This window comes from Rhodococcus sp. 05-2254-5 (assembly GCF_002258575.1).
Classification (GTDB): Bacteria; Actinomycetota; Actinomycetes; order Mycobacteriales; family Mycobacteriaceae; genus Rhodococcoides; species Rhodococcoides fascians.
Genome location: NZ_NOZG01000027.1, coordinates 20662 through 33493, shown reverse-complemented (window position 1 = coordinate 33493; position 12832 = coordinate 20662). Strand labels below are relative to the sequence as shown.

Genomic DNA, 12832 nt, shown 5'->3' with positions numbered 1-12832 from the left:
TACTATGTCCAGCGTCATCACCGAGATTGCCGTCCAGGTCTTCAAGACCGAGGCCCGTACCGCCGTCGACTCCTACGGACATCGACACCCCGGACCGTCGATACCCACAACCCAGGCTTTGCTGCGCATCACCGATTCCGACGGAGTCAGCGGGCACGTGCTGGGCAAGACCAACTATCTGCGTGAAGATCAAGTGGAGCAGCACTTTCGGCCGGTGCTGATCGGTACCGACCCGCTGCATCGCGAGGAGATGGATCGCAAGTTCGCGATTCGACAACGCACCAGGGCCGTCGAGCTTCCCGAACACACCTGCAGCTACCTCGATCAGGCCCTGTGGGATCTGGCCGGCAACCGATTCGACACCCCGGTGTGGAAGCTGCTGGGCGGAGCCCGAAGTGAAGTCAAGGCCTACGCGAGCACCATGTGCGGAGACACCATCGAGGGCGGCCTTTCGAGTCCCCAGGAGTACGCGGATTTTGCTGTTGCACTGAAGAATCAGGGCTATCAGGGAATCAAACTGCACACCTGGATGCCACCCCTGGAGGGGGCTCCGAACCTGACTCGGGACATCGAGGCCTGCGCCGCGGTACGAGATGCCGTCGGGCCCGGGTTTTCGTTGATGCTCGACGGCTATCACTGGTACTCCCGCACCGACGCTCTCAAGCTCGGCCGCGAACTCGATGCGCTGAAGTTCGATTGGTTCGAGGAGCCCATGGACGAATTCTCGATGCGCTCCTACAAGTGGCTGGCGGATCAGATCGCCACACCCGTCATCGGTCCCGAAACCACACCAGGTCGGCATCGTTCGCGAGCGGACTGGATTGCGAGCGATGCCTGCGACATCCTGCGCGTCGGTGCGATGAACGGCGGCGGCATCACGCCTGCACTCAAGACGGTGCACATGGCCGACGGCTTCGGACTCGACTGCGAGATCCACGGCAACGGCGCACCCAACCTCGCGCTCGTCGGCGGTGCTCCGAACATCCAGTGGTACGAGCGCGGCCTGCTGCATCCGCTGGTGGACTACGACTGGGTGCCGCCGCATCTGAAGTCCATCGTCGATCCGATCGACGCGAACGGGATGGTCCAGATGCCCACCCGCCCGGGCCTGGGCGAGGACATCGACCTCGAGTACATCTCGAACAATCTGGTCGCCGAGTACTGATGTCCGTCCACAAAATTCGTGTCCGCGTATGAGCCGTCGTTCATCATGGGGGACACTGTCTCCATGGTGAACGATGTCACGGCAACAGCTGCGCCGGAGAGCCAGCCGGTGAAGTCCGCCGAACGCACGATCCACATCCTCGAGACCCTGGCCGCGTCTCCCGCCCGCATGAGTCTCGGCGAGCTCCAGGAGGCCTGCGGGTATCCGCGGTCGAGTCTGCATGCACTGCTCAGGACGCTGAAAGACCTCCGCTGGATCGAGGCCGACGAATCCGGTTCGCGATATGGCATCGGGACTCACGCGCTACTCACGGGCACGTCCTACCTGGACAAGGATTCCGTCGTCGGTCGGGCCGCAGCGGTACTGGAGACGTTGCGCTCGGACGTCCGGCACACCGTCCACTTCGCCCGGCGCGACGAGGATTGCGTCATCTACCTCGCCAGCCGCGGTTCCAAGCTCGAGGTGCGGCGCATGCACCGTGTCGGACGCAAGCTGCCGTGCCACGTCACCGCCCTCGGCCAAGCACTGCTCGCCGAACTCACGACCGACGAGGTGACACAGCTGCTGCCGAAGAAACTCGAGCGGTACACCGAGAACACCATCGTCGACCGTGATGCCCTGATCGCCGAACTCGCGCAGGTTCGCCGCCGCGGCTGGTCACTGGAGCAGGAGCAGGGCACCCCCGGCGTCGTCTGCATCGCGACCGTGGTGCCGTACCGAATTCCGGCCACCGACGCACTCAGCGTCTCCATGCCTGCCGAAGTCGCGTCGTACCCGGGCGAACTCGAACGCATCGCGGGCGTCCTCACCGACCATGCTGCGGCCTGGGCCCGAGAACTGCGAGCCGAGGGAGTGCGGTAAAGCCGCTTCGCGGCACGTGCGCGGAACTTCGTAGCAGGGGTCGAGTTTCCGCGCACATGCGCGTCAGCGCACCACTGCCTTCGCCACCGTCCAGGCCCGGCCCTGCTCGCTCAATGTGAATCCCAGCCCCGGGCGAGCGGACAGGTGCATCCGGCCGTCCCGCGTCTCGAGGTGCTCGTCGAACAATGGGTCCAACCAGTCGAAGTGCTCCACCCATGTCTGCAGTGGGTACACCGCCGCGAGGTGCAGATGAATCTCCATCGCAAAGTGCGGGGCGAGCTGCACGTTGTGGTGTTCGGCCAACCCGGCCAATTTCAGGAACTGGGTGATGCCGCCGATGCGGGGTGCGTCGGGCTGCAGGATGTCGACCGCGCCGGCCTCGAGGAGACGGACATGCTCGCCGACGCTGGCCAGCATCTCCCCCGTCGCAATGGAGGTGTCGAAATTCCTGGCCAGCATCGCATGCCCCTCGGCGTCGTAGGCATCGAGCGGTTCCTCGATCCAGACGAGGTCGAACTGCTCGAGGATGCGGCACATGCGGTTCGCCGTCGGACGATCCCACTGTTGATTGGCGTCGACCATCAGCGGGACGTCGTCACCGAGGAACTCGCGTACCGCGGTGACGCGGGCGATGTCGGTGCGCCAATCAGGTTGACCCACTTTGAGTTTGATACCGCCGATGCCGTTCGCGAGCGACCCGGCCGCGTTGTCCATGACCTCCTCGATCGGAGTGTGCAGAAATCCACCGGAGGTGTTGTACGTCTGCACCGAATCGCGGGACGCGCCGATCAGCTTCGCCAGCGGTAACCCGGCGCGCTTGGCTTTGAGATCCCACAGGGCAATATCGATCGCAGCGATGGCCTGTGTGGCAACGCCACTGCGGCCGACCGACGCTCCGGCCCACACCAACTTGGTCCAGACCTTGCCGATATCGTTCGGGTCCTCACCGATGAGCACCGGCGCGATCTCCTGGGCGTGCGCGAACTGGGCAGGCCCACCCGCCCGCTTCGAATAGCTGAAACCGATTCCCTCATGGCCCTGTTCGGTACGGATCTCGACGAACAGAAACACCACCTCGGTCATCGCCTTCTGTCGACCGGTGAGAACCTTGGCGTCGCTGATCGGATTGCGCAGCGGCAGCACGATCGAGGACAGCGTCACCTCGGAGATGCTGTCGACGGACGCGTCACCGGATGCGAGGGCCCGAATCGCCGCATCGGGCGCGGTGAGTCCGCTCGAGGGCTTGTCGATGTACGTTGTCATCTCACGTCTCCTGTGATTGCGAAGGGTGTTGCCTCACAGCCTAATTCGGGTTTCTATACGCGTCCAACACAATTCAGCGGGCCATCGATACGGCAAGTGCATTGATGTTCGACGCGATGTCGGCGACCCGGCCGACGAACGTGTGATGCGTGACGCCCGACGAGTGCGGCGTCATCAGCACGTTCTCCAGCTCGCGGAACGGCAAGGAACTGGGCTCACCACGCCCGTCCGGCCCCGGGTAGCTGTACCAGACATCGATGGCGGCGGCGGCAATCTCGTTGCGAGACAGGGCGTCGAACAGTGGATGTTCCTGAATCAGCGGGCCTCGACCGACGTTGACGACGATCCCTCCGCTTCCCAGCCTGCGCAGTTCCTCGGCACCGATCATGCCGCGGGTGTGCTCGTTCAGCGGTGCGGAAACCACGAGTACATCGGCGAACTCGGCAAGCTTTCCCAAATCCTGTGCATCCGAGACCCATTCGAGACCCTCGTCCGAAGCCCGACCGCTCCCGGTGACGGCAGCACCGGTTGCCCCGTATGCCCGAAAAAGCTGCCAGGTCTGCCGGCCGATGTGTCCGAACCCGACGAACCCGATCCGCGCACCGCTGAGCGACAACGGCTGCGGGATGGTCGGGTCGTACACGGACGTGGCAAACAATCCCGAGCGGAGGGCGCGGTCCTGCTGCAGGAACTTTCGTCGCAACATCACCGTTGCCGCGACGACGTATTCGGCAATCGACTGCTCGTGGTGAAAGGAGTTGCACACCTGCACATCGGGCCGCATTCCGGATCGATCCACGTTGTCGGTACCGGCACCGGCAACGTGAACCATCCGCAGCCTCGGGGCAGCCGCGCCCATGGCCGCACTGAACTTGCCGCCGACATAGACGTCGGCGTCGTGCAGATGCGCGATCACGTCCTGCTCGTCGAAGGGAACGCTCCACACCACCTCGGCGTTCGCCGGCAAACCCGCCTCGAACTGCTCGCGATGCGGCACGACGTTGCGGTCACCGACGACGATCTTCATCGACCCAACAGAACTCGACGCACCAGAACTCATCGAACGAGGGCCGGGCGCTTGCTGTCGAATGTCCAGCCCTCGATCAGGTACTGCATGCCGATGGCGTCGTCTCGGGCCCCCAGTCCTTCCTTCTGGTACAGCTCGTGCGCCGCATCGATCTGCTCGAAGTCGAGTTCGACACCCAGACCCGGCTTGTCGGGCACCGTGAGGTAGCCATCCTCGATCGTGAACGGCTCCTTGGTGACTCGCTGCCCGTCCTGCCAGATCCAGTGGGTGTCGATGGCGGTGATGTTCCCGGGAGCTGCAGCAGCGACATGCGTGAACATCGCCAGGGAGACGTCGAAGTGGTTGTTGGAGTGCGATCCCCACGTCAGGCCCCACGCGTCGCAGAGCTGCGCGACACGCACCGACCCGGCCATCGTCCAGAAGTGCGGATCGGCCAGCGGGATGTCCACGGCACCGGACCGGACGGTGTGGCCCATCTCGCGCCAGTCCGTCGCGATCATGTTGGTCGCGGTCTGTAACCCGGTGGCCCGCTTGAACTCCGTCATCACCTCGCGGCCCGAGAAACCACCCTCGGGGCCGACGGGATCCTCGGCATACGCCAGCACGTCACGCAGCCCTCGGCAGGTCTCGATCGCATCCTTCAGCAGCCAGCCGCCGTTGGGATCCAACGTGATTCGAGCCTCGGGAAAGCGCTCGGCCAGAGCACGAACAGCGGCGGCCTCCTCGGCTGCCGGCAGTGCACCACCCTTGAGCTTGAAATCCTGGAACCCGTAGCGTGCCTGCGCAGCCTCGGCGAGGCGCACGATCGACTCCGGATCCATCGCCTCCTCGTGCCTGATCCGCAGCCAGTCGTCGGCTCCGGCCGCCTCGTCGGCGCTGCTCCGATACGCGAGATCCGTCTTGTTGCGATCGGCGACGAAGAACAGGTAGCCCAGCGCCTGCACCTTCTCGCGCTGCTGCCCCTCGCCCAACAACGCCGCGACGCTGACGCCGAGATGCTGACCGAGCAGATCCAACAATGCCGATTCCACCGCGGTCACCGCATGAATGGCGATCCGCAGATCGAACGTCTGCGCGCCGCGGCCACCGGCATCACGATCTGCGAACGCGCGACGCATGGCGGCCAGCACCGCGTTGTACCGGCCGATGTTCTGCCCCTCGACCAGCACGCGCGCGTCTTCGAGCGTCTGCCGAATCGGCTCCCCGCCCGGCACTTCGCCGACGCCGGTGCGCCCGTCCGAGTCGGTGAGCACCACCAGATTGCGGGTGAAATACGGCGCGTGCGCGCCGCTGAGGTTCAGCAACATGTCGTCGTGACCGGCAATGGGAATGACACGCATTTCGGTGACGACGGGGGTGCTGGTGTGGACGACCATGCCCGACCTTTCTCGCATACCTCTGGTGACTCGGCTCACAGACGACAGTAGGGCCAGCTATCGATTCCCGTCCAACACCATCTGCGCATCGACTGATGCAGTCGAGGTATCGAGGATCGGCATCCACGCTCGAGTAGACGGTCAGCCAGGCGATACCGAGACTGCATCAAACACAACATTTTTAGACTTGGACATGTATCGATCCGGCTCCTACGGTGGTGAGTTATGAGCCAGGTCACGGCCTCGGCGTCACTGCACGTACCGCACCACTGCCTTAGGAGTCACCCCATGACAGCGTCGACGACACAGTCCACCGACCTCACCGGTCGGATGATCATCGCCGGCGTTCCGGTTTTCGGTGCCGGGACGCAGATTCACGGAATCGATCCCGGTACCGGAGAGAATCTCGAACCCGCCTACGGCCACGGCGACGACTCGGATGTCGAGCGCGCCTGTGCCGCAGCGGCCGACGCCTTCGCCGACTACCGCGCTACCTCGTCGGACACTCGCGCACGGTTTCTCGAGACCATCGCCGACAACATCGCGGCCCTGGGCGACACGCTCATTGAGCGGACGGTCGCCGAGTCCGGTCTGCCGCTGGCACGCATCACCGGCGAGGTCGGCCGCACCACCGGTCAACTCCGTCTGTTCGCTTCGGTTCTGCGCGAGGGCAGTTGGAACGGAGCCCGCATAGACCCCGCCCAGCCCGAGCGCAGCCCGCTGCCGCGTGCAGACATCCGTCAGCGTCAGATCCCCCTCGGGCCGGTTGCTGTGTTCGGTGCCAGCAACTTCCCCCTCGCCTTCTCCGTCGCCGGTGGCGACACCGCCTCTGCCCTCGCGGCCGGCTGCCCCGTAGTGGTCAAAGCACACGACGCCCATCCAGGAACGTCCGAGCTGGTCGCCCGCGCCATCACCGACGCGGTTATCTCCACCGGAATGCCCTCCGGCACATTCTCGTTGCTCTTCGGCTCCGGCCGCGGACTCGGCACCGCTCTGGTGACCGACCCTCGCATCAAGGCCGTCGGATTCACCGGATCGCGTTCGGGTGGAACAGCTCTCGTTGCTGCTGCGGCGGGTCGTCGTGAGCCCATCCCGGTGTACGCCGAGATGAGTTCCATCAATCCGGTGTTCGTCATGGACGGTGCACTCGCCACCCGTGGAGCCGAATTGGGCCGCGCGTTCGTCGCATCGCTGACGATGGGCTCGGGCCAGTTCTGCACCAATCCCGGTCTGGTCATCGCCGTCGACGGCCCGGGCTTGCAGTCGTTCATCGACGCCGCTGCCGCCGCAGTGCAAGAATCCGCTCCCTCGACGATGCTGACGCCGAACATCGCCTCGAGCTACGCCGAGGGTGTGCGAACACTGTCCGACGCGGTGACGGTGGTAGCGCGGGGATCCGACACCGACGCCCCGAATGCCTGCCGCGCAGCGCTGTTCGACACCGATGCGGCCACGTTCCTCACCTCGGAGGCAGCGCAGGCCGAGGTGTTCGGCGCGTCGAGCCTCGTCGTGCGCTGTGCAGATGCCCAGCAGGTTCGGCGGGTGGCGTCACAGCTCGAAGGTCAGCTCACCGCCACCATTCATGCCGACGAATCCGATCATTCCGAGGCCGGAAAGCTGCTCTCGGTGCTCGAACTCAAGGCCGGCCGGATCCTGTTCGACGGATGGCCCACCGGAGTCGAGGTCGGCCATGCCATGGTGCACGGCGGGCCGTTCCCCGCGACCTCGGACTCCCGCACCACGTCGGTCGGATCGCTCGCGATCGAACGCTTCCTGCGCCCGGTCGCGTACCAGGACGTACCGAAATCGTTGTTGCCCAACGCCATCGCAGACGGAAATCCGGACGGCATCTTCCGCCGCATCGACGGCCAGCTCACCCAAGACTGACACACCCAACCTAGTTCTCGAGGAGACCCCCATGCTCGACGGAGTTCTGTTCTTCCCCGTCACCCCGTTCACCGCATCCGGTGAGGTCGATTACGACCTCCTGGCCGCTCACATCACGAAGGGTGTCGACGCGGGACCCGGTGGAGTGTTCATTGCCTGCGGCACCGGCGAATTCCACGCCCTCGAACTCGAGGAGTTCGGCAAGATCGTCCGTACCGCAGTCGACAGCGTCGCAGGCCGCGTTCCTGTCTACGCCGGTGCAGGCGGATCCGTCGCGCAGGCAAAGGCATTCGCACACGCGGCGAAGGCCAACGGAGCCGACGGCATCCTGTTGCTGCCGCCGTACCTGGTGACGATGCCGCAAGCCGGTCTCGTCAACTACACCAAGGCCGTTGCCGCCGCATCGGATCTGCCGCTGATCGTCTACAACCGCGGCAACGCTCGCTTCACCGAGGAGTCCGCCGTCGAGGTTGCGCAGCTTCCCACGGTCGTCGGATTCAAGGATGGCACCGGCGATCTCGACCAGGTCGGCCGCATCGTCCGCGCGGTACTGGACGCTCTGGAGCCGTCGGGCAAGCCCTTCCAGTTCTTCAACGGACTACCGACCGCCGAGGTCTCCCAGCAGGCGTACCGAGCGATCGGTGTCACGCTGTACTCCTCCGCGACATTCGCGTTCGCACCCGAACTGGCACTGGCGTTCTACCGCTCTCTCGACAGCGGAAACGAAAAGCTCACTGCCGCATTGCTCCGCGAGTTCTTCCACCCGCTCGTGCGCTTGCGCGACAAGGTTCCCGGCTACGCCGTCTCCCTCATCAAGGCCGGCGTGACGATGGAGGGCATCGAAGCAGGGCCGGTTCGCCCACCCCTGGTGGACATCAGCGCACCGCACCTCGAGGAACTCACCGCAATCGTTGCCGCCGGCCGGGCCGTGCTGGCAGACGAGCTTGCGGTGCACTGATGCAAGAACCGGTCCTGATCACCGGCGCTCGAATCACACCGATCGCCTTCGTCGATCCTCCGTTGCTCAACACCGTCGGCGTACATCAGCCGTATGCGCTCCGCGCGATAATTCAGCTGGACACCGACGCCGGTGTCGTCGGACTCGGTGAAACGTACGCCGACACTGCTCATCTGGCTCGACTGGAAGCGGCCTCCACCGCCATCTCCGGTCTGGACGTGTTCGCGCTCAACGAGATCCGAGATGCCATCGATGCCGTTCTGGGAACCCTGTCGATCACCGGCGGAGACGGCGTCGCAGGCATGATCACCACGGCCAGCACCACCGATCGGGTGTTCTCCCCGTTCGAGATCGCGTGCCTGGACGTGCAGGGCAAGGTCCTGGGTCGACCGGTGTCCGACCTGCTCGGCGGCAAGGTTCGGGACTCCGTTCCGTTCAGTGCGTATCTGTTCTACAAGTGGGCAGCTCATCCCGGCCAGGAGCCCGACGAATGGGGTGAGGCGATCGATCCGGACGGATTGGTTCGTCAGGCCCGAAAGATGATCGACGAGTACGGCTTCGGGGCCGTCAAGGTCAAGGGCGGCGTCTTTCCACCCGACGAGGAGATCGCCGGAATCAAGGCTCTTCGTGAGGCGTTCCCGGAGCTACCGTTGCGGTTGGATCCCAACGCCGCCTGGACTGTCGACACATCCATCCGGGTAGCCGCCGAACTCGACGGCATCGTCGAATATCTCGAAGATCCCACGCCCGGGCTCGACGGGATGGCCGAGGTCGCGCGCGAAGCCAAGATGCCGCTGGCGACGAACATGTGTGTCGTTGCCTTCGATCACCTGAAGCCTGCCGTGGTGAAGGATTCGGTGCAGGTGGTGTTGTCAGACCATCACTATTGGGGTGGACTGCAGCGATCGAGGTTGCTCGCCGGAATCTGCGAGACGTTCGAGATGGGACTGTCGATGCACTCGAACAGCCACCTCGGAATCAGTCTGGCCGCCATGGTTCATCTCGCAGCGGCGACACCGAACTTGACCTATGCCTGCGACACGCATTGGCCCTGGAAGAACGAGGATGTCGTCGTGCCGGGGGTGTTGAACTTCGTCGACGGCGCAGTGGCCGTTCCCACCGGACCCGGTCTGGGCATCGAGATCGACGAGGACGCGCTCGCGGCACTGCATCAGCAGTACCTGGACTGCGGAATTCGTGACCGCGACGACACCGGATACATGCAGAGCATCGATCCGCGCTTCGAGAACACCTGCCCGCGTTGGTGATCGGACTCTACGTCTGCAGCGGCGCGACGATATTGGCGAGCATGGTCGCGATCGTGGCGACGACGATGCGGCGATCCGCGGCGTAGTCGCTCTGGTACCAGGTCATGGCGGTGTGGCTGATGGCACCGATGGCAGCGGTGGCGAGCAGGTCCACGTCGAGCTCCGGGCCCGACGGCACCTCGCCGGCGAACGTGCGGAGGTAGCCGAGCAGCAGGGTGCCGAATTGCTGCATCACCGTCAGATACGTCTGCTCCACGCGAGGGCTGACGCCGAGCACCTCCATCCACACCACGCGGGCCAGGTGCGGGTCCTCGACGACCCGGAAGAACGGGTCGAGCAACTGCTCGGTGACAGCCCTCAGATCACCGTCCCGATTCACCTGCACAATTGCGTCGGACACGGAGTCGGTCAGGTGTGCAATGCATTCTGCGTAGACGGCGAGCAGAAGATCCTCGGTCTTGTCGAAATACTGGTAGAAGTGCCGATCGGCGATCTTGGCCTCACGGCACAGTCCACGGACGGTTGCGGCGCGGTACCCGACGCTGCCGAACACCCGCAGTCCCGCGTCCAGCAACTGTCGCCGCCTGCGATCGTCGCGGTCGGCCGCGCTTTCACCGCCGTAGGCGCGGCCGGCCGCTTCGGACACCGTGCTCATGACTGTCGGGCATCCAGTTCGGCAGTCAGACGGATCAATTCGGCATCCCGCTCCATCGCGGCGTCCATGATCGGGTTGACGATGCCGCGCAATATCGAGATCGGGATCCAGCGACCGGGAACGGCAATGCGCGCGGCCCGCCGTCCGATGCCTCGTACGGCCACGCGGGCAAGCTTGTCCGGTGTGATCGGGCGGAGCAGTGGCGAGGGAAAGGCCCGGGCCGTCATCGCCGTCGCGACGGTGTCGCCGCCGAACGCAACGTCGGCGATCGGCGTCGCGACCCACCCCGGATACAGCACTCCCGCTGTCGCTTTCGTGCCCGCGAGTTCCGCACGCAGAGCGCGACCGAGTTGTTCCACCGCCGCCTTCGAGGCCGCGTACGGTGCGTTCGCCAGACCGTTGATATAGGCGTACGTCGAGGAGGTGAGCAGCACGTAGCCCCCGGACTCGACGATGTGCGGCAGCGCCGCTCGCACCGTGTTCCACACACCGACGAGATTGACCCCGATGACTCTCTCGAAAACACCATCGTCGACGGAACGGATCGTCGATGCCTGTGCACCGCTGGAGATTCCGGCGTTGGCCATCACGATGTCGAGCGAGCCGAAGGTGTCGATCGCGGTGGCGACCGCCGCGTCGAGTTGCTCTCGCACGGTGACGTCGGCATAGGCGATTGCCACGCGTTGGTTGCCCAGCTTCGCTGCTACCGACTCAAGATCGGTCGACGCCATGTCGACCAGGACGATCGAGGCACCGCGCCGATGCAGTGCTGCCGCCACAGCAGAGCCGATACCGCCTGCCGCACCGGTGATCAGCGCTACCTGGCCCGAATGATTCTTCATGCCGATACCTCGTCCTTCGTCGTCACGTCGGTGGACGACCGATGGATGTGATGGGCTTCCGGCCGAAAACGCTTGGCCCACCGTCGGAACGTGAAGCTGAAGCCGGGGAACATTGCGACAACATGCCCGGATTTCGACTGGTACCAGCTGTGGCAGCCGCCGTCCTTCCAGACGGTGCCGTCCATCTCGCGGTGAATCGTGTCGGTGTACTCCTGCTCGGCGGCGGCAGTGACCTCGATGGCGGTTGCACCCGCGCGCTGAACTGCGTCGACGGCTCGAACGATGTATTCCATCTGCGCCTCGATGAGGAAGATGGCGGAGGTGTGCCCGATTCCGGTGTTCGGCCCGGTGACCACGAACAGGTTGGGGAAACCGGGAATCGTGGTGCCGAGGTAAGCGCGGGGGTAGGGATCCCAGACCTCGGACAGCGCCCGGCCGTCCCGCCCGATCACCGGATACGAGATGACCCCGTCGGTGGCGTCGTATCCGGTCGACCACACCAGCAGGTCGACGTCGACGTGTTCCCCCGAGGTGGTCACGATCCCGGTTTCGGTGATCTCGGCGATGCCGTCGTTCTTGTCGTGCAGGGTCACGTTCGCTTCTCCCAGTGCGGGATACAGCGTGTTGGACAGCAGCACCCGCTTGCACCCGATGGTGTAGTCGGGGGTGACTTTCGCCCGAAGCTGGGAGTCCGGAACCTGAGACTCGATGTGCTTCAGGGCAGTCCGCTGGGCCACGGCTTTCAGCATCCGCCGCGAGTACTTGAATCCGATGATGCGGGTCTCGAGACTCCAGTAGATGCCGGCTCGCACCAGCCGTCGAATGGGCTCGAATCGCAGCAATTTTCTTTGCAGCGGCGTGAATTCGCGATCGTGACGCGGCATCACCCAGTGTGGCGTGCGCTGGAAGACGTGCAACGCTTCGACGTCGGGCTGGATCGCGGGGATCACCTGTGCGGCGCTGGCACCGCTACCGACGATGGCTACCCGTTTTCCGGCGTGATCGTAGGAGGTGTCCCAGTCGTTGGTGTGGAACTGCTTGCCGCGGAACTTCTCTCGGCCCGAGAACGGAGGGATCACTGGGGTGCTGAGCGGCCCGGACGCATTGACGACGAACTTCGCCGCGTAATCACCGCGCGACGTGGTGATCAGCCAGTGATCGCCGACCCACTGGATCTTCTGAACGTCGGTGTCGGCATGTGTGCGTTGCGGCAGCCCGTTGGACTCGAGCACGTGCTGGGTGTAGCGCTCCAGTTCCTCCCGCTCGGCGAACATGCGCGACCACTCGAACGGCTCGGAGGCAATGGAGTACAGGGGACTCTGCACGTCGACTGCCGCGCCCGGGTAGCGATTCTGCTTCCAGGTTCCACCGAGAAAGGGCCTTCGCTCGAGAATGACGAGGTCGTCGATACCGCGGTCGAGCAGGGCTTTGGCGGCGCATTGACCTCCGAAGCCGCTACCGATGGTCACTGCTGTGTGGATGTGCATTCGTCGACCCTCTCCCACCCTCGGCATCCGATGATGCGCGTCA

General features: G+C 64.7%; 11 protein-coding genes. 5 read left to right on the top strand and 6 right to left on the bottom strand.

All coding sequences use genetic code 11. The features are described from left to right. The first annotated feature begins 4 nt into the window (after positions 1–4). Both CH278_RS18115 and CH278_RS18110 read left to right on the top strand, forming a co-directional pair. Positions 5–1165 carry an enolase C-terminal domain-like protein gene (locus CH278_RS18115; RefSeq protein ID WP_027495323.1) on the top strand — a complete coding sequence of 387 codons (1161 nt, stop codon included), beginning with the start codon at positions 5–7 and terminating at the stop codon, positions 1163–1165. Between the two features lie 63 nt (positions 1166–1228). Beyond that, entirely contained in the window at positions 1229–2026 is a 798-nt protein-coding gene (locus tag CH278_RS18110) for an IclR family transcriptional regulator (protein WP_027495322.1), read from the top strand. A 63-nt stretch (positions 2027–2089) separates the two neighbouring features. Here CH278_RS18110 and CH278_RS18105 read toward each other — a convergent pair whose 3' ends face one another. The 3 genes from CH278_RS18105 to CH278_RS18095 all read right to left on the bottom strand — a co-directional run bounded on the left by CH278_RS18105 (position 2090) and on the right by CH278_RS18095 (position 5692). After that, positions 2090–3289, bottom strand: a complete 1200-nt coding sequence (locus CH278_RS18105) for an L-talarate/galactarate dehydratase (RefSeq protein ID WP_094622545.1) — start codon at positions 3287–3289, stop codon at positions 2090–2092. Between the two features lie 73 nt (positions 3290–3362). Next, positions 3363–4316, bottom strand: a complete 954-nt coding sequence (locus CH278_RS18100; RefSeq protein WP_094622544.1) for a 2-hydroxyacid dehydrogenase — start codon at positions 4314–4316, stop codon at positions 3363–3365. 29 nt (positions 4317–4345) lie between these two features. Then, positions 4346–5692 carry an enolase C-terminal domain-like protein gene (locus tag CH278_RS18095; protein WP_032383321.1) on the bottom strand — a complete coding sequence of 449 codons (1347 nt, stop codon included), beginning with the start codon at positions 5690–5692 and terminating at the stop codon, positions 4346–4348. Between the two features lie 288 nt (positions 5693–5980). Here CH278_RS18095 and CH278_RS18090 point away from each other — a divergent pair, with 288 nt between their 5' ends. The 3 genes from CH278_RS18090 to CH278_RS18080 are packed head-to-tail and all read left to right on the top strand — an operon-like array spanning position 5981 to position 9805. Further along, entirely contained in the window at positions 5981–7579 is a 1599-nt protein-coding gene (locus CH278_RS18090) for an aldehyde dehydrogenase (NADP(+)) (protein WP_032374780.1), read from the top strand. A 31-nt stretch (positions 7580–7610) separates the two neighbouring features. Then, positions 7611–8537, top strand: coding sequence for a 5-dehydro-4-deoxyglucarate dehydratase (locus CH278_RS18085; RefSeq protein WP_032374779.1), 927 nt, complete (start codon positions 7611–7613; stop codon positions 8535–8537). Beyond that, positions 8537–9805: a glucarate dehydratase family protein gene (locus CH278_RS18080; RefSeq protein ID WP_032406034.1), complete on the top strand. Its 1269-nt coding sequence runs from the start codon at positions 8537–8539 to the stop codon at positions 9803–9805. The genes CH278_RS18085 and CH278_RS18080 overlap by 1 nt, the downstream gene beginning before the upstream one ends. 7 nt (positions 9806–9812) lie before the next feature. Here the strand turns inward: CH278_RS18080 and CH278_RS18075 are convergent, their stop codons facing one another. Genes CH278_RS18075 through CH278_RS18065 form a run of 3 tightly spaced genes read right to left on the bottom strand, consistent with a single transcriptional unit; the run spans position 9813 to position 12789 of the window. Beyond that, entirely contained in the window at positions 9813–10460 is a 648-nt protein-coding gene (locus CH278_RS18075; protein WP_094622543.1) for a TetR/AcrR family transcriptional regulator, read from the bottom strand. Continuing rightward, positions 10457–11302 (bottom strand): SDR family NAD(P)-dependent oxidoreductase, encoded by an 846-nt coding sequence (locus tag CH278_RS18070; RefSeq protein WP_094622542.1) that lies wholly within the window; start codon positions 11300–11302, stop codon positions 10457–10459. Before CH278_RS18070 ends, CH278_RS18075 begins: the two co-directional genes overlap by 4 nt. After that, complete coding sequence (locus tag CH278_RS18065; RefSeq protein WP_094622541.1) at positions 11299–12789, bottom strand: flavin-containing monooxygenase; 1491 nt, start codon at positions 12787–12789, stop codon at positions 11299–11301. Before CH278_RS18065 ends, CH278_RS18070 begins: the two co-directional genes overlap by 4 nt. Positions 12790–12832 lie beyond the last annotated feature (43 nt).

Coding starts and splice junctions, on each gene's coding strand:
- CH278_RS18115 (WP_027495323.1), top strand. CDS start 5: ATGTCCAGCGTCATCACCGAGATTGCCGTCCAGGTCTTCAAGACCGAG.
- CH278_RS18110 (WP_027495322.1), top strand. CDS start 1,229: ATGGTGAACGATGTCACGGCAACAGCTGCGCCGGAGAGCCAGCCGGTG.
- CH278_RS18105 (WP_094622545.1), bottom strand. CDS start 3,289: ATGACAACGTACATCGACAAGCCCTCGAGCGGACTCACCGCGCCCGAT.
- CH278_RS18100 (WP_094622544.1), bottom strand. CDS start 4,316: ATGAAGATCGTCGTCGGTGACCGCAACGTCGTGCCGCATCGCGAGCAG.
- CH278_RS18095 (WP_032383321.1), bottom strand. CDS start 5,692: ATGGTCGTCCACACCAGCACCCCCGTCGTCACCGAAATGCGTGTCATT.
- CH278_RS18090 (WP_032374780.1), top strand. CDS start 5,981: ATGACAGCGTCGACGACACAGTCCACCGACCTCACCGGTCGGATGATC.
- CH278_RS18085 (WP_032374779.1), top strand. CDS start 7,611: ATGCTCGACGGAGTTCTGTTCTTCCCCGTCACCCCGTTCACCGCATCC.
- CH278_RS18080 (WP_032406034.1), top strand. CDS start 8,537: ATGCAAGAACCGGTCCTGATCACCGGCGCTCGAATCACACCGATCGCC.
- CH278_RS18075 (WP_094622543.1), bottom strand. CDS start 10,460: ATGAGCACGGTGTCCGAAGCGGCCGGCCGCGCCTACGGCGGTGAAAGC.
- CH278_RS18070 (WP_094622542.1), bottom strand. CDS start 11,302: ATGAAGAATCATTCGGGCCAGGTAGCGCTGATCACCGGTGCGGCAGGC.
- CH278_RS18065 (WP_094622541.1), bottom strand. CDS start 12,789: ATGCACATCCACACAGCAGTGACCATCGGTAGCGGCTTCGGAGGTCAA.